We start from the raw sequence: 15,526 nt of genomic DNA on the forward strand, positions 1-15,526 counted from the left end.
GTCACTTCCGATTTCTTGCATCCTGGGATAGCATCCGTTGATGGACAGTCGTTTTTCGCTTGCGATGATGGTGACCACGCGGACCCCGGGGTGTGCGGGAGGCCTGGCGCGCTAAGCGAACTGTCTTCACGCAAACCCTGCCGAGGCGAGCAGGGTTCAGCTCTGTTTCCTCGGCCAGTAGAGAGAGGAAACAATGAACGCAGCCTCGCCCGACCTCCATATTCGCGCTGCATCCGCTGCCGACTGGCAGGCGCTCGCCGCCTTACGCGATCTGCCCGGCGTCCGCTCCGGAACTCTGCGCCTGCCTTTCGCCCCGCCGGAGCAGACGCGACGCTGGCTCGAAAGCCTCACGGAAAACGATATGGTCATCGTCGCCGAGTTCGAGGGGCAGGTCGTCGGGCTCGCCGGATTGCACCGCCACAAAGGGCGGCGGCAGCATTCGGCCGACCTCGGCATGTGGTCCACGACGACTACCGCCGGCGCGGCATAGGCAAGGCTCTGCTCGAGGCGCTGATCGAGGCGGCGGACCGCTGGCTCGGCATCGCCCGCCTCGAACTGACGGTCTTTACCGACAATGAGGCGGCGATCGGCCTCTATCGCCAGGCGGGTTTCGTCACCGAAGGTGTCCTGAAATCCTATGCACTGCGAGACGGAGACTATGCCGACGTCTTTGCCATGGCGCGATTGCGAGGGTGAGCGGAACGAAGATGTCCTGCTGCCTTGCAAGGGCAGAGGGAAGGTCGGACCGATTCACTTTCCCCGCGTCTTGCGATCAATCGTCGGAACTGCCATGCCGTTTGCCAACCGAGAGACCAGACACATGAAGCATGAAGCCCACCCCGTTCAAGCCGGCGCCACCATCCGACAGGGCGGAAGGACGTGCTTTCATCGCCTGACGAATACAACTCCGGTGCTCATTCACGTGCGCTCGGGAAACAAGGTGGTTGTCCACGACACAGCTTTGCTCCTCACGGCCGGCGAGTTTGGCCTGTTGCCCGACCACCAGCCCATGACGATGGAGAACATTCCCAAGGCGCCTCAGAACTACGAAGCGCGCATCCTGCCTGTTCCACGTCCCCTGTTCGAGGAGACCTACGCGCATTTTCCTTTCATTACGCCTCCGCGGACAGCACGACCGGTGAAGGCCGTCGACCTGCCCGCCGAGGCCATGGCGCTGTTTGATTTCTGTTGCTGCTCGGAGAACATGTCGAGGCTCCCCGTCCCCGTCGCCACGGTCCGCTTGATGGAACTCATCACCTGGTTCGCCCTGAGCGGGGCCGTGCTCGGCGACCGGGAAAGCCCCCTCTTGCAGCATCGCCTGCGCCAGATGATCGAGGCCGACCCTGCCCGCGACTGGACCTTGGGCCACGCTGCCCGCACCTTCAACATGAGCGAGGCCACGCTTCGGCGTAAGTTGGCGGCGGAAGACACCAGTTTCACGGAGACATTGGGCGACACGCGCATGACGCGGGCACTGGCGCTCCTGCAGACGACCACCCTGCCGATCGCCCACGTCGCCCAGGAGGTGGGCTACGACTCTCCATCGCAGTTTTCGGCCCGGTTCAAGGAGCGGTTCGGCATCAATCCGCGCGAGGTACGCGGAGATCTCGGATTTTTTGAGCGGATCGGGACAGAAGTTGAGCAGATCAGGAGAGACGCTGTGTCCGCCTGAGGCTACGGTTGCTTTGTTGGATCATCTCATTGTTTCCTTGAAACACCGAAATGACCTAACCCTTTGAAACTACGCAATTCCGGACGGAAAACCCTTGCACACTTTTCCTGGAATTGCTCCAGCAACTGCAGGAAAGATCCATGCGCTTCATCACCACATTTCTCGCCCTGAGCTTCCTCGGCGCCACTGCAGCCCATGCCGAAATGAAACTGACGTCCAACGATCTGGTGGCGGCCAAACCCATGGCCGAGGCGCAGGTCTTCAACGGTTTCGGCTGCAGCGGGAAGAACATCTCGCCGCAACTGCAATGGTCGGGCGCGCCTGCGGGCACCAAGAGCTTCGCGATCATGGCCTATGATCCTGATGCCCCGACCGGCTCCGGCTGGTGGCATTGGACAGTGTTCAACCTTCCGGCTGATGCGACGGAGGTCGCAAACGGAGCGAGCGGCAGCGGAAAGCTTCCCGCCGGCGCCATAGAAGGCCGCACCGATTTCGGCGCCTCCGGCTACGGCGGTGCATGCCCGCCGGAAGGTCATGGACCGCACCGCTATCAGTTCACCGTATACGCTCTATCGCTCGACAAGCTCCCACTCGACAGCCAGGCTCCGGGGGCGATGGTCGGATTCTTCGTCCGGGCGAATGCGCTTGACCAGGCGACTGTCGAGGTTACGTACGAGCGCTGACCTGCGCTTCGGTCACGGCTTTGCCCGCGGCGGCTCCCCGCCGCGGGTACATTCCCGCCCCAGTTGCGCGCAACCCGTTCGCTCCGCTGCAACCCCGCGCGTCCTATCAGACGCTCAAAGGTCGCTGTAGGACCTTGAATTGCTGCGTGATTCCTTAAACCGATTCCGATTTGAGGAATCATGCAGTAGGGTCGCGTGAAACAGCAAGGAGCGGCGAGAGGCCGAAACGGAATGACACTGTCGGGCAAGCGCATTCTCCTCATCATTTCCGGCGGCATCGCGGCCTATAAGAGCCTGGACCTCATCCGCCGGCTGCGCGAACGCGGCGCCGCGGTGCGGCCGGTGATGACGGCGGGGGCGCAGCAGTTCGTGACGCCACTTGCAGTCGGCGCGCTTGCGGCCTCGCGCGTCTATACGGAGCTCTTTTCGCGCGAGGACGAGCAGGATGTCGGGCATATCCGCCTCGCGCGCGCGTGCGACCTCGTCCTCGTGGCGCCGGCGACCGCCGACCTGATGGCCAAGATGGCGAACGGCCATGCCGACGACCTTGCCTCGACGGTCCTGCTCGCAACCGACCGCCCCGTGCTTGTCGCTCCGGCGATGAACCCGATGATGTGGATGCATCCCGCGACCCGCCGCAACCGTGCGACGCTTGCCGCCGACGGCATCCGTTTCGTCGGGCCGGCCTCCGGCGAGATGGCGGAAAGCGGCGAGGCCGGCGAAGGCCGGATGGCCGAGCCCGTGGAGATCGTCGCGGCGATCGAGGACCTGCTCTCAGGCGCCAAACCGCTTGCCGGGCGGAAGGCGATCGTCACCTCCGGGCCGACGCACGAGCCGATCGACCCGGTCCGCTATATCGCCAACCGCTCGTCCGGCAAACAGGGCCATGCTATCGCCGCCGCGCTCGCCCGGCTCGGGGCTGACGTCACGCTCGTGTCCGGTCCCGTGACCATCGCCGAGCCCGCGGGGGTCCGTGTCGTGCATGTCGAGCGCGCCGAGGAGATGCGCGACGCGGTCGTTGCCGCGCTTCCGGCCGATGTCGCGGTGATGGTCGCGGCGGTCGCCGACTGGCGTGTTGCGTCCGCGGCCGGCAACAAGATTAAGAAGCGGCCGGGCGAAGCCCCGCCGCCGCTGCAGCTTGCAGAGAACCCGGACATCCTGAAGACGGTGGGCCATCATGCGTCACGCCCGAAACTGGTGATCGGCTTTGCCGCCGAGACGGAAAACGTCGCCGCGAACGGCCGCGCCAAGCTCGAAAGAAAGGGCGCCGATTACATCCTGGCAAACGACGTTTCCCCGGCAACCGGCATCATGGGCGGCGACCATAACCGGGTGAAGCTGATCGGCCGCGACGGCACGGAGGAGTGGCCGGAGATGGGCAAGGACGAGGTGGCCGAAAGGCTGGCCGCGCTGATTGCCGCGAAACTTTCCGCATAGCTGCGGTTCGGGACTTCAGGCGAGTTGAACATCCTTGCCGGCCGCCCGGGAAAGCGGCGCGGTATGAACCGGATCGCGCGCGGGCGCTTCAATGGCGTTGAAAAGGCGAACATCGACGCCATTTTCGCCGACGATCACTGCCGAGCCGTCCGGAATTTCGGCCCAGGCGTTGTCGTCGTCATTGAGCGGTTCCGAGACGAGGCAGTAGCCGCCCTGTGGTCCCATCGGGGCGGCATAGAGCGTCGGAGCCTTGCGGTCGGAGGCGTAGCGGACCGCATAGAGATCCTGGCCGTTGGAAAACGCCGCGGTGAAGCGGACGAGCACCTTCAGGTTCAATTGTTCTGCCAGGCGCTCCACGAAGCCGAGCGCCTCGGCAACGGCGCCGAGCGGGTCGCGGTCGAGACCGAACTGCAGCGCCAGAAGAAAAAGCAGCTCCGAATCCGTCGTGCCGGTGCGCGCCGCGTAGAGATCGTCGTCGAGCATGTTTTCCATTGGCCGGCGCAGATGCTCGAAATGGCCGATCTGGCCGTTGTGCATGAAGGCCCAGCGGCCGAAGACGAAGGGGTGGCAATTGTCGCGTCGCGTGCCGCCGCCGGTCGCCGCGCGAACATGGGCGAGAAAGAGCCGGGAGCGTATCTGCCGAGCAATGCTCCGCAAGTTGCAGTCGGACCAGGCGGGCAGGATATCGCGGTAGCGGCCGGGCTCGGCGCGGTCGCCATACCAGGCGATGCCAAAACCGTCGCCATTGGTGGCGGTCTTCGCCCGTGTCGCGCAATGGGACTGCTCGATCAGCGAATGCGCCGGCGACGTCACCAGTTCCTCGAGATAAAGCGGCTCTCCACGATAGGCTGCCCAGCGGCACATGCGTCGATCACTCCGGTTGCGGGACTTCGATAAAAGGCGATTCGCTGACCATCGTCACGGCGATGTTCCAACGGAACATGGTAAAAATGCGTTAACACTTTTCGCAAGGCCGTCCTTTTCAACAGTAGCGAGAGACCTTCGAGGGCGCTGTTTCGCCTGGCACATCAGAAAGCTATTTCGAATAAACATTCCATATTGACAAGCGCCGCACACTTCATTTCATTTCCACCCCGTCATGCTAAGGCTCGACCCGGGAGGAAACATGAGCGGCAAGCGCAAACTGGGCGTCGGCCTGATCGGCACGGGCTTCATGGGCAAGGCCCATGCCCTCGGCTTCACGATCGCCTCGCGGGTCTTCGACCTGCCCTTCGAACTGGATCTGGTTTCGGTTGCGGACGTGACTGCGGAGAGCGCCGAGGCGGCCCGCGCGCGCCTCGGCTTCCGCAAGGCGACGGCCGACTGGCGGGAGCTATTGAGCGATCCCGACATCGACATCATCGACATCACCACGCCGAACCTGCTGCATAAGGAGATGGCGCTTGCGGCGATTGCGCATGGCAAGCACGTCTACTGCGAAAAGCCGTTGGCACCGACCGTTGCCGACTGCGCCGAAATGGTCGCGGCGGCCGAGAAGGCCGGCCTCGTCACCCAGGTCGGGTTCAACTATCTGAAAAACCCGCTGATCTTCCTTGCCAAGGAGATCATCGACAGCGGCGAGATCGGCGAAATCCGGTCGTTCCGTGGCGTCCATGCCGAAGACTTCATGGCCGATGCCGATATCCCATGGGCCTGGCGACTCGATCCGAGAAGCGGCGGCGGCGCGCTCGCCGATATCGGCAGTCATATCATCGCCTGCATGCGCCACTTGGTCGGACCGATCAAATCGGTGCTTGCAGAGACGATCACCCACATAGCGGAGCGCCCGGTCTCCCGCGGCGCGGCCGAGACCCGCCCCGTCGAAGTCGACGACATAGCCCGCGCCTTCGTTCGCTTCGAAAGTGGCGCGAGCGGCAGCTTCGAGGCGAACTGGATCGCCACCGGCCGCAAGATGCAGCATGACTTCGAAATCTACGGCTCCAAGGGCAGCATCGTCTTCACCCAGGAGCGGCTGAACGAAATCAAGGTCTATTCTACCGGCGACGACATCAAGAGCCGCGGCTTCCGCACCATCTGGGCCGGGCCGGAGCACCCGCCTTACGGCGCCTTCTGCGTGGCGCCCGGCCACCAGATCGGCTTCAACGATCTGAAAGCCATCGAGGCGCACGAATTCCTGGAGGCGATCGCCAAGGGCGGCAAGCCTTCGACGGATTTCCGCGAGGGCTACGAGGTGCAGAAAGTGCTCTCCGCCACCTACCGGTCGGCCAGGACCAACGCGTGGATCGACATCGGCTGATCCCGGATTGCGGGTGGAGAACCCGTCCAAAATAGAACGTTCGTTCTATACCCGCGACGGCTCATCGATTAGAGTGAGGCAAACGGAACGCGGGCAAGCCTGGAGACGCTGAACGATGTCAACGCCGGAGACGACCACGGATGTGCCGCAGGATTTCGAGGCGCTGAAGGCCGTCATCCTGGAGCGCAAGGCGCAACTGCCGAAGCGCCTGAAACAGGTCGCCGCCTATTCGCTCGACAATCCGGACGAGATCGCCTTCGGCACGGCGGCGAGCATCGCCACCTCCGCCGATGTCCAGCCCTCGACGCTCGTGCGCTTCGCCCAGCATTTCGGCTTCGAAGGCTTTTCGAGCCTGCAGCAAATCTTTCGGGCGCGCCTGCGCGAACGAACGCCGGGCTACGAGGAGCGGCTGAAGGCGTTGCGCGGCGATGACCACAGCCGGCTCGAAAGCGGCTCGATCTTCAACGGCTTCGTCGCGGCCGCGCATCGCTCGCTCGACAATGTAGCAACATCCGTCGATCCGGAAGCCTTCGAGCGGGCCGTCGACATCCTCGCCAAGGCCGATACGATCTACCTTATCGCCAAGCGCCGCTCCTACCCTATCTCCAGCTACATGGCCTATGCCTTCGGCAAGCTGAAGGTGAAGTACCAGCATGTCGGCACGGCGGCCGGCATCGACGACGATATGCTGGCGATGGCGACCAGACAGGATGCCGCCTTCGCCGTCAGCTTCTCGCCCTATGCGTCGGAAAGTGCGGCCCAGGCGCGCCTGCTTGCCAACCGCAAGATTCCGGTCGTGTCGCTGACCGATTCCGCCTTCTCTCCGCTCGCCGAGTCGTCGAAGGTCTGGTTCGAACTCGTCGAGGCCGATCACGCCGGATTCCGCTCGCTTTCGGCCAGCATGGCCTTTGCGATGGCGCTGACCGTGGCGATTGCCGAGAAGCGTCGCCGCGCGGGAGATGCAGCAATATAGAACAGAAATTCCATGTTGACGAAACTACGGAATTTATGTTTCATAAGCTCATCGCCCATGACATAATCATAACTGTCGGCGCCGGCGCGGCGTCCGCGGGGAGGAAGCAGTGAGCCAGATTCCATCGGCCCAAACTCCATCAGCCCAAATTCCTTCGGCAAAGGGCGCCAAGCCCCTCGACATCATCACCATCGGAAGAGCCTCGGTCGATCTTTACGGTCAGCAGATCGGCACGCGGCTCGAGGACGTGGCGAGTTTTGCCAAGTCCGTCGGCGGCTGCCCCTGCAATATTTCGGTCGGCACGGCGCGCCTCGGGCTGAAATCGGCGCTGTTGACGCGCGTCGGCAACGAGCAGATGGGCCGTTTCATCCGCGAGCAGCTGCAGCGCGAAGGGGTCGAGACGCGCGGCATCGTCACCGATCCGGAACGGCTGACTGCACTCGCGATCCTCTCCGTCGAGAACGAAAAGTCCTTCCCGCTGCTCTTCTACCGCGACAATTGCGCCGACAACGCGCTCAATGAACATGACATCGCGGAGGACTTCATCCGCTCCGCCCGCGCGATCCTCGTCACCGGCACGCATTTCTCCAAGCCGAATACCGATGCCGCCCAGCGCAAGGCGATCCGGATCGCCAAGGAGAACGGCGCGAAGATCGTCTTCGACATCGACTATCGCCCGAACCTCTGGGGTCTCGCGGGCCACGATGCGGGCGAAAGCCGCTACATCGCTTCCGACCGCGTCTCGGCGCATCTCAAGACCGTGCTCGGCGATTGCGACCTGATCGTCGGCACCGAGGAAGAGGTGCTGATCGCTTCGGGCGAGAGCGACTTGCTCCAGGCCCTCAAGACCATCCGTTCTCTCTCCGGGGCAACGATCGTGCTCAAGCGCGGGCCGATGGGCTGCATCGTCTATGACGGGCCGATCTCGGACGATCTCGAAGACGGCATCGTCGGCAAGGGCTTCCCGATCGAGGTCTACAACGTGCTCGGCGCCGGCGACGCCTTCATGTCCGGCTTCCTGCGCGGCTGGCTGAGGGGCGAGCCCCATGCGACCTCCGCCACCTGGGCCAATGCCTGCGGCGCCTTCGCGGTGTCGCGGCTGCTCTGTGCGCCGGAGATCCCGACCTGGACCGAGCTCCAGTTCTTCCTCGAATACGGCAGCAAGGAAAAGGCGCTGCGCAAGGACGAGGCGATCAACCACGTGCACTGGGCGACGACGCGCCGCCGCGACATCCCGCTGTTGATGGCGCTCGCGATCGACCATCGCAGCCAGCTGGAGGATATCGCCGAGGGCAAGCCGGAGCTGCTGGCGCGCATCCCGGCCTTCAAGGCGCTGGCCGTCAAGGCGGCCGCTCAGGTCGCTGCCGGCCGGCCCGGCTTCGGCATGCTGATCGACGACAAATACGGTCGCGACGCGCTTTTCGCCGCCGGCGCACACCGCGATTTCTGGATCGGCAAGCCGATCGAGCTGCCAGGGTCGCGGCCGCTGCAGTTCGAATTCAGCCAGGATCTCGGCAGCCGGCTCATCGATTGGCCCGTCGATCATTGCATCAAGGTGCTCTCCTTCTATCACCCGGACGATCCGGCCGAACTGAAGGCCACGCAGGTCGCCAAGCTTCGTTCGGCCTTCGAGGCGGCCCGCAAGGTCGGCCGTGAAATCCTGATCGAAATCATCGCCGGCAAGCACGGGCCGCTCGACGACCAGACCATTCCGCGGGCGCTCAACGAGCTTTATGATGCCGGGCTGAAGCCGGACTGGTGGAAGCTCGAGCCGCAGGCGAGCCGCGGCGCCTGGGCGGCCATCGACGCCGTCATCGAAAACCGTGACCCTCTCTGCCGGGGCGTCGTCCTGCTCGGCCTGGAGGCCCCTTACGAGGTGCTGAAGGACGGTTTTGCCGCGGCAAGGACGTCGACGACGGTGAAGGGTTTCGCGGTCGGCCGGACGATCTTCGCCGACGCCGCCAAGAGCTGGCTCACCGGTTCGATGACCGACGACGAGGCCGTCGCCGACATGGCGGCGAAGTTCAAGGCGCTGGTGGATCTCTGGCTGCGCTTGGGTGAAACAAAGGCCGCCTAAGCAGGACGAGGACGTGGGAAGCGCCCGAAGCCTGCTCTACTTATAGCCGGCCTGCGGCATCAAAAACGACAATGGGCGGAGCGGACTTCGCCACCTGGAGGAAATTCAAGATGAGCCAGAAAACCGTGCGCCTGACCATGGCACAGGCCGTGGCGCGGTTCATGACCCGGCAGATGACCATCATCGATGGCAAGCGCGTGCCGATCTTCGGCGGCGTCTTCGCGATCTTCGGCCATGGCAACGTCGCCGGCGTCGGCGAGGCGCTCTATGCCATCCGCGAAACCCTGCCGACCTACCGCGCCCAGAACGAACAGGGCATGGCGAACGCCGCGATCGCCTTCGCCAAGGCAAGCTTCCGCCGCCGCTTCATGGCCTGCACGAGCTCGATCGGCCCGGGCGCGCTCAACATGGTGACCTCCGCGGCACTTGCCCATGTCAACCGCCTGCCGGTCCTGTTCCTGCCCGGCGACGTCTTCGCCAACCGGCGGCCTGATCCCGTGCTGCAACAGGTTGAAGGCTTCGGCGACGGCACGGTCTCGGCCAATGACTGCTTCCGCCCGGTGTCGCGCTATTTCGACCGCATCGCCCGGCCGGAACAGATCATCCCGGCGCTACGCCGTGCCATGCAGGTGCTGACCGATCCGGCAGACTGCGGCCCGGTGACGCTTTCGCTCTGCCAGGACGTCCAGGCCGAAGCCTACGATTATCCGGAAACCTTCTTCGACGAGAAGGTCTGGGTGCCGCGCCGCATCGAGCCCGATCTCGACGAGCTGGCGGCAGCGATTGCGGCGCTGAAGGAGGCGAAGAAACCGATCATCGTCGCCGGCGGCGGCGCGCTCTATTCCGAAGCGACGAGCGACCTCGCGGTTTTCGCCGAGAAGTACGGCATTCCGGTCGTCGAGACGCAGGCCGGCAAGTCGGCGCTGCCGCATTCGCATCCGCTCAACATGGGCTCTGTCGGCGTCACCGGCACGTCCGCCTCCAACCGGCTTGCCGAGGAGACCGATCTCGTGCTTGCCGTCGGCTCGCGGTTGCAGGATTTCACCACCGGTTCCTGGGCGCTCTTCAAGAACGACGACCTGAGGATCATCGGCCTCAATGTCCAGCCCTTCGACGCCGGCAAGCACAACGGCCTGCCGCTGATCTCGGACGCGCGGGTCGGCCTCAACCGGATGTCCGGCGGGCTCGGCAGCTATAAGGCAGATGCGAGCTGGACCGAGAAGGCCAAGGCCGGCAAGGCCGAATGGCTGGAGGCCGCCGACAAGGCGACGGCCACGACCAATGCGGCGCTTCCCTCCGACGCCCAGGTCATCGGCGCCGTCCAGCGCGCCCGCGGCGGCAAGAAGACGACGCTCGTTTGCGCGGCCGGCGGTCTACCCGGCGAGTTGCACAAGCTCTGGCAGGCGGAAGAGCCCGGCGGCTACCACATGGAATACGGCTTCTCGACCATGGGCTACGAGGTCGCGGGCGGCCTCGGCGTCAAGCTCGCCAGGCCCGAGCGCGACGTGATCGTCATGGTCGGCGACGGCAGCTACATGATGCTGAACTCGGAAATCGCCTCCTCGATCATGCTCGGCGCCAAATTCACCATCGTTCTCCTGGATAATGCCGGCTACGGCTGCATCAACCGGCTGCAGATGGAAACCGGTGGCGCCAACTTCAACAACCTGCTTCAGGACACGCACCACGTCGAACTGCCGCAGATCGACTTCGCCGCGCATGCGGCCGCGATGGGCGCCGTCACCCGCAAGGTCGGCTCGATCCCCGAACTCGAAGCGGCGCTTGCCGAAACCGCCAACGAGGCCCGCACCACAGTCATCGTCATCGACACCCATCCGCTGATCACGACCGAGGCCGGCGGCCATTGGTGGGACGTCGCCGTTCCGGAAGTCTCGGAGCGCGAGCAGGTGAAAGTGGCCCGCGAAGGTTACGAGAAGGCGCTCCAGTCGCAGCGCTTCGGCTGATACTGCAATCAATTGCTCACCCTAAACCTCTCCCGCTCGCGGGGAGAGGGGACTTGAGAGGGCGCGACATACACCTTCTCCCCGCATGGGGGGAGAAGGTGGCAGCAGCCGGATGAGGGGCTAGCCCGCCCTTTACACATAAGACGAGAGACAGCGAAGCAATCGCTTCAAGCAATGATAGAAAGCAAAAGACATGATCCGCTACGGAACCAACCCGATCGCCTGGAGCAATGACGACGACCATTCGATCGGCGCGCATCTGACGCTCGAGGACTGCCTGTCCGATTGCCAGAAGATCGGCTTCGACGGCATCGAGAAGGGCCACAAGATGCCGTCCGATCCGGAGGCACTGAAGCAGAAGCTCGGCTCCTACGACCTCGTCTTCGTCTCCGGCTGGCACTCGACCAATCTCTTGACCCATGACGTCGAAGCCGAGAAACGGGCGATCCAACCGCATCTCGACCTTTTGAAGCACAATGGCTGCAAGGTGGCGATCGTCTGCGAGACCTCGAACGCCATCCACGGCGACGATTCCAAGTCGCTCGTCAAGGACAAGCCGGTGCTGCCGGCCGACCAGTGGAAGACGTTCGGCGCCGATCTCGAAGCGGTCGCTGAGTATTGCGCCGCCCAGGGCATCGATCTCGTCTATCACCACCACATGGGCACGATCGTCCAGACCGGCGAGGAGATCGACCTGTTGATGGAAAACACCGGCCCGGCGACGAAGCTGCTGCTCGACACCGGGCACGCCTGGTTCGGCGGCTCCGATCCGGCGGACGTCGCCAGGAAATACATGGACCGTGTCCGTCACATCCATTGCAAGAACGTCCGTCCGGCGGTCCGCAAAGTGGTCGAGGGCGAAGGCCTCTCGTTCCTCGAAGGCGTGCGCCGCGGCGTCTTCACGGTGCCGGGCGATTCCGAAGGCGGCGTCGACTTCCTGCCGGTGCTGAAGATCGCGGCCGAGCATGGTTATGACGGCTGGCTGGTGATCGAGGCGGAGCAGGATTCGGCCGTACGCAACCCATTCGAATTCCAATCGCTCGGGCTGAAGTCGCTGAAGGCGTTCGCCAAGGAAGCGGGACTGGATCGGGCATAACTGCCCCTCATCCGGCTGCCGCCACCTTCTCCCCGCTTGCGGGGAGAAGGGATATGCCGGGCCGTCGAAGTCCCCTCCCCGCTTGCGGGGCTAGTCCTCGGGTTAAACCCGAGGAGAGGGGCTAAGCGCCGCGCCCGGAACCTAACAAACAGGAGACCGTCACATGTCCAAACTGCTCGTCAAACCCAAGGCACAATCCGGCCTGGTGCAGGACATCACGCCGGAGAGCGCCGGCTGGACCTATGTCGGTTTTGCGCTCAACCGGCTGAAGCCGGGGGAAAAGACCGGAGGCGAAGCGGGCGACAAGGAACTCTGCCTAGTGCTCGTCAGCGGCAAGGCGCAGATCTCCGTCGACGGCGAGGATTTCGGGGAGTTGGGCGAGCGCATGACGCCCTTCGAGGGTCAGCCCTATGCCGTCTACGTGCCCAGGGGCAGCAAGTGGCAGGCCGAGGCGACGACGGACCTCGAGCTCGCCGTCTGCTCCGCACCCGGCGGCGAAGGCTTCAAGGCGAAGGTCATCCGCCCCGGCACGCATCCGCAGATGACACGCGGCAAGGGCACCAACACTCGCTACGTCACCAATATCATGCCGGAGGACGACGGTTCGGCACAGTCGCTGCTCGTCGTCGAGGTGATCACGCCCGGCGGCCACACCTCCTCCTACCCGCCGCACAAGCACGACCAGGACAACCTGCCGGCCGAAAGCTATCTGGAGGAAACCTATTACCACCGCCTCAACCCGCCGCAGGGCTTTGCCATGCAGCGCGTCTATACGGACGACCGCACGCTCGACGAGACCATGGCGGTGGAAAACGGCGACGTGGCGCTCGTTCCAAAGGGCTACCATCCGGTTGCGGCCATCCACGGCTACGACTCCTATTACCTCAATGTCATGGCCGGACCGAAGCGGATCTGGAAGTTCCACAACGCCAAGGAACACGAGTGGCTGTTCACCGGCATCTGAGCCGGGGCGGCAATACACTCGACGAATCGAGCGGGCGCCCTATCGTATCTTGCTGAGGCAAAGCGACGAGGAGCCCTCCCATGCACATCGACGGCCAATGCCATTGCGGCTTCGTGACCTATGAGGCGGAGATCGACCCGGAGGACGTGTCGATCTGCCACTGCACCGATTGCCAGCAACTCACCGGCTCCGCCTATCGCGTGACGGCGGGCACGCCGCGCGCCTCCTTCCGGCTGACCGGCGGCGAGCCGAAGCTCTATATCAAGACTGCCGAGAACGGCCGCAAGCGGCTGCAATTCTTCTGTCCGCAATGCGGCTCGCCGGTCTATACGACCGGCGAGGGCGAGGATGCGGAGGAGATCGGCATCCGCGTCGGCACGATCAACCAGCGGCGCGAACTCAGGCCGCGGTCGCAGATCTGGTGCTCCTCCGCCCTGCCCTGGGTCGACGTCGGCGAACTCCCGGGCAGGTCACGGGAATAAGAGAGGTGTTGATACCCCCCCTCTGCCCTGCCGGGCATCTCCCCCACAAGGGTGGAGATTGGCCAGAAGCAATGCGCTGCCAGGCGATGAGTCCGCAAATGCCGAAGCCCTCGAAGGCAACGGCATGTTCTCAGTGTATTTGATCGAGCGAGACACCGCGCCTTGCCGATCTCCCTGCTTGTGGGGGAGATGCCCGGCAGGGCAGAGGGGGGTGCGACCCAGGGGCACTCCACAGATCCAACCCCGCGCAATCTCCGCGAACCGATGACTACGCCACCGGATAGGGTCCCTCGGCGAATACCGTGTCATGATACCCTTTTGAGCCGATTTCGCGCGCGAGCGGGCTTCGGAAATCCTCTCCCCGGCTTAGGCAAGAAAGCACGTGCCGGAAATCATATTTAGGCCGCCAGCCGAGAGATGAGACTGCCCGGGCGCTCACATAAACCCGGTCGATCGACGGAAAGAGCTTCCAGTCCCGTTCTGCATAAAGCGCTTCGCATTCCGGGAAATGGCGCAGAACGACGCGCGCGGCGTCCGTCCTGAGCTCGGCCAGGTCGTCCGGCGAAAAGGGCGTCGGCGCCGAGACGATATAGCGCCCGAAGCCAATCTCCTCTGCGCGCTCCAGCGCCGCCAGATGGGCGCTCACCACGTCTTCGATATCGGCCCGGCGGTAGAGGAGTTCGCTCGCTTGCGCATTCTCCGTTTCATAGCGGCCACGGATTTCCGCATCGTCGTCGGCCTCGGGAAAAAAGCGGGAGGTGCGCAGGATGATGACGGACAGCCCGTGCCGCCGGGCAAAAAGTTCGCAAAGTCCTTCCGCCGCAAGCTTGCTTGTGCCGTAGATGTTGCGTGGAATCGGTGTGACATCCTCGGTAATCCAGGCGGCCGGCGCGCCGGGTGCCGGCGTCAGCGCCGAGCCGAAGGCGCTGGTGGTGCTGGTGAAGACGAAGGCGCCGACACTGACATCGGCTGCGGCCTCGAGCAGGTTGAGCGTCCCGGTGATATTGGTTTCGACGAATTCCGAATAGCCGTGCGTTGCCACATGCGGCTTGTGCAGCGTCGCCGCATGGATGACGGCGCGCACGCCCTTGACGGCGTGCCGGACAAAGGCGGGATCGGTGATCGAGCCGACATGGTCAGTGAATTCCGAGGGCTTGATGTCGATGCCGCGCACCGGGCGCCCCGCCCGGCGCAATACCCGCATCAGCGCCTCGCCGAGATGGCCCGCGCTCCCCGTCACCAGAGTCGTCATCCGTTCGTTCCTCGTTTCCTGGAAGGCTAAACGCGGCCGCAGGGGAGCGACAAGGCATAAATTATACCCCCGCGATCACGTCAGCGTCGTCACCAGGCGACCGATCGCTCCGTCCGAAAGGGGAATGCGTTCCCACAGCACGCTGCCCGCGAGGATCGGCACGTCGTCGCGGCCGTTCGGCCCGGTCTCGACGACAAGCGACGACGTCTGGCCGTGATACCAGCCAAGATCTTGAAGCGCCGCCTCGGCCTGCTGAATGCCCTCCGACGCATAGCGGAACATCGGCGTTCCGAGCATGTCTCGTCGCCATTCGTTCCGCCGGCCCGGCGACGCCGCCAGCAGTCGATGCGAGTGGTCGCAAATCAGATGGACGCGCGCTGTCGAGGTTTCGACGAGCCGCTTGATGGCTTGATCGGCGGTCGATGCCTGGGGTGCGAAGAGGCGTTCGAGAGCGGCTCGCTGATCCTCCGCAGGCATCAGGACGCCTGTCTCCCAGCGCGAAACGGTCGCCTGCGTGACGTTCAGCAGCTCCGCCACGTGGCTTTGCTTGATGCCACGCATCAGACGCAACCGCTTCAGCGCTCTCCCGGTGTAAAGCATTGCCGCCTCCTCGAATCCGAACCGCGTGCCGCTTTGCCGCGGGACGACGGAAAGGCTATACCAGCATTC

General features: G+C 64.1%; 13 protein-coding genes and 1 pseudogene. 11 read left to right on the top strand and 3 right to left on the bottom strand.

The features are described 5' to 3' along the window. The first annotated feature begins 193 nt into the window (after nucleotides 1-193). The 4 genes and pseudogenes from RHIBR816_RS33625 (at nucleotide 194) to coaBC (ending at nucleotide 3,792) form a co-directional block, all read left to right on the top strand. Nucleotides 194-696 (top strand): annotated as a pseudogene (locus tag RHIBR816_RS33625) (N-acetyltransferase family protein). A 124-nt stretch (nucleotides 697-820) separates the two neighbouring features. Further along, nucleotides 821-1,672 carry an AraC family transcriptional regulator gene (locus RHIBR816_RS0103140; protein ID WP_026186589.1) on the top strand — a complete coding sequence of 284 codons (852 nt, stop codon included), beginning with the start codon at nucleotides 821-823 and terminating at the stop codon, nucleotides 1,670-1,672. A 140-nt stretch (nucleotides 1,673-1,812) separates the two neighbouring features. Then, on the top strand, nucleotides 1,813-2,355 hold the full coding sequence (locus RHIBR816_RS0103145; protein WP_018235078.1) for a YbhB/YbcL family Raf kinase inhibitor-like protein: 543 nt from the start codon (nucleotides 1,813-1,815) through the stop codon (nucleotides 2,353-2,355). A 231-nt stretch (nucleotides 2,356-2,586) separates the two neighbouring features. Beyond that, complete coding sequence (gene coaBC / locus RHIBR816_RS0103150) at nucleotides 2,587-3,792, top strand: bifunctional phosphopantothenoylcysteine decarboxylase/phosphopantothenate--cysteine ligase CoaBC (protein WP_018235079.1); 1,206 nt, start codon at nucleotides 2,587-2,589, stop codon at nucleotides 3,790-3,792. Nucleotides 3,793-3,807: 15 nt separating this feature from the next. On the opposite strand, the gene RHIBR816_RS0103155 is transcribed toward coaBC, so the two are convergent. Beyond that, complete coding sequence (locus RHIBR816_RS0103155; protein ID WP_018235080.1) at nucleotides 3,808-4,656, bottom strand: class II glutamine amidotransferase; 849 nt, start codon at nucleotides 4,654-4,656, stop codon at nucleotides 3,808-3,810. A gap of 262 nt (nucleotides 4,657-4,918) precedes the next feature. On the opposite strand from RHIBR816_RS0103155, the gene RHIBR816_RS0103160 reads away from it, so the two are divergent. From RHIBR816_RS0103160 to RHIBR816_RS0103190, 7 genes are all read left to right on the top strand, one after another. Continuing rightward, a complete protein-coding gene (locus tag RHIBR816_RS0103160; protein ID WP_018235081.1) occupies nucleotides 4,919-6,049 on the top strand; it encodes a Gfo/Idh/MocA family protein in 1,131 nt (376 codons plus the stop codon). A gap of 115 nt (nucleotides 6,050-6,164) precedes the next feature. Next, complete coding sequence (locus RHIBR816_RS0103165; protein ID WP_018235082.1) at nucleotides 6,165-7,022, top strand: MurR/RpiR family transcriptional regulator; 858 nt, start codon at nucleotides 6,165-6,167, stop codon at nucleotides 7,020-7,022. A 109-nt stretch (nucleotides 7,023-7,131) separates the two neighbouring features. Continuing rightward, on the top strand, nucleotides 7,132-9,099 hold the full coding sequence (gene iolC / locus RHIBR816_RS0103170) for a 5-dehydro-2-deoxygluconokinase (protein ID WP_018235083.1): 1,968 nt from the start codon (nucleotides 7,132-7,134) through the stop codon (nucleotides 9,097-9,099). Nucleotides 9,100-9,209: 110 nt separating this feature from the next. Further along, nucleotides 9,210-11,063, top strand: coding sequence for a 3D-(3,5/4)-trihydroxycyclohexane-1,2-dione acylhydrolase (decyclizing) (iolD, locus tag RHIBR816_RS0103175; protein WP_018235084.1), 1,854 nt, complete (start codon nucleotides 9,210-9,212; stop codon nucleotides 11,061-11,063). A 193-nt stretch (nucleotides 11,064-11,256) separates the two neighbouring features. Further along, the gene (iolE, locus tag RHIBR816_RS0103180; RefSeq protein WP_018235085.1) at nucleotides 11,257-12,159 is read left to right on the top strand and encodes a myo-inosose-2 dehydratase; all 903 of its coding nucleotides are present in this window, start codon (nucleotides 11,257-11,259) and stop codon (nucleotides 12,157-12,159) included. A 163-nt stretch (nucleotides 12,160-12,322) separates the two neighbouring features. Next, a complete protein-coding gene (gene iolB / locus RHIBR816_RS0103185; protein WP_018235086.1) occupies nucleotides 12,323-13,123 on the top strand; it encodes a 5-deoxy-glucuronate isomerase in 801 nt (266 codons plus the stop codon). A gap of 80 nt (nucleotides 13,124-13,203) precedes the next feature. After that, nucleotides 13,204-13,605: a GFA family protein gene (locus tag RHIBR816_RS0103190; protein ID WP_018235087.1), complete on the top strand. Its 402-nt coding sequence runs from the start codon at nucleotides 13,204-13,206 to the stop codon at nucleotides 13,603-13,605. Between the two features lie 268 nt (nucleotides 13,606-13,873). Here RHIBR816_RS0103190 and RHIBR816_RS0103195 read toward each other — a convergent pair whose 3' ends face one another. After that, nucleotides 13,874-14,857: an NAD(P)-dependent oxidoreductase gene (locus RHIBR816_RS0103195; RefSeq protein ID WP_018235088.1), complete on the bottom strand. Its 984-nt coding sequence runs from the start codon at nucleotides 14,855-14,857 to the stop codon at nucleotides 13,874-13,876. A 75-nt stretch (nucleotides 14,858-14,932) separates the two neighbouring features. Next, entirely contained in the window at nucleotides 14,933-15,457 is a 525-nt protein-coding gene (locus RHIBR816_RS0103200; protein WP_026186590.1) for a helix-turn-helix transcriptional regulator, read from the bottom strand. Between the last annotated feature and the right edge of the window lie 69 nt (nucleotides 15,458-15,526).

Origin of the sequence: Ensifer sp. BR816, from assembly GCF_000378985.1 — a bacterium.
Taxonomy (GTDB): Bacteria; Pseudomonadota; Alphaproteobacteria; order Rhizobiales; family Rhizobiaceae; genus Sinorhizobium.

What these genes read in the sequence shown, in the direction of transcription:
- iolE (WP_018235085.1), top strand. Translation starts at nt 11,257, where the DNA reads ATGATCCGCTACGGAACCAACCCGATCGCCTGGAGCAATGACGACGAC.
- RHIBR816_RS0103160 (WP_018235081.1), top strand. Translation starts at nt 4,919, where the DNA reads ATGAGCGGCAAGCGCAAACTGGGCGTCGGCCTGATCGGCACGGGCTTC.
- iolB (WP_018235086.1), top strand. Translation starts at nt 12,323, where the DNA reads ATGTCCAAACTGCTCGTCAAACCCAAGGCACAATCCGGCCTGGTGCAG.
- iolD (WP_018235084.1), top strand. Translation starts at nt 9,210, where the DNA reads ATGAGCCAGAAAACCGTGCGCCTGACCATGGCACAGGCCGTGGCGCGG.
- coaBC (WP_018235079.1), top strand. Translation starts at nt 2,587, where the DNA reads ATGACACTGTCGGGCAAGCGCATTCTCCTCATCATTTCCGGCGGCATC.
- RHIBR816_RS0103200 (WP_026186590.1), bottom strand. Translation starts at nt 15,457, where the DNA reads ATGCTTTACACCGGGAGAGCGCTGAAGCGGTTGCGTCTGATGCGTGGC.
- RHIBR816_RS0103155 (WP_018235080.1), bottom strand. Translation starts at nt 4,656, where the DNA reads ATGTGCCGCTGGGCAGCCTATCGTGGAGAGCCGCTTTATCTCGAGGAA.
- RHIBR816_RS0103165 (WP_018235082.1), top strand. Translation starts at nt 6,165, where the DNA reads ATGTCAACGCCGGAGACGACCACGGATGTGCCGCAGGATTTCGAGGCG.
- RHIBR816_RS0103190 (WP_018235087.1), top strand. Translation starts at nt 13,204, where the DNA reads ATGCACATCGACGGCCAATGCCATTGCGGCTTCGTGACCTATGAGGCG.
- RHIBR816_RS0103195 (WP_018235088.1), bottom strand. Translation starts at nt 14,857, where the DNA reads ATGACGACTCTGGTGACGGGGAGCGCGGGCCATCTCGGCGAGGCGCTG.
- RHIBR816_RS0103140 (WP_026186589.1), top strand. Translation starts at nt 821, where the DNA reads ATGAAGCATGAAGCCCACCCCGTTCAAGCCGGCGCCACCATCCGACAG.
- RHIBR816_RS0103145 (WP_018235078.1), top strand. Translation starts at nt 1,813, where the DNA reads ATGCGCTTCATCACCACATTTCTCGCCCTGAGCTTCCTCGGCGCCACT.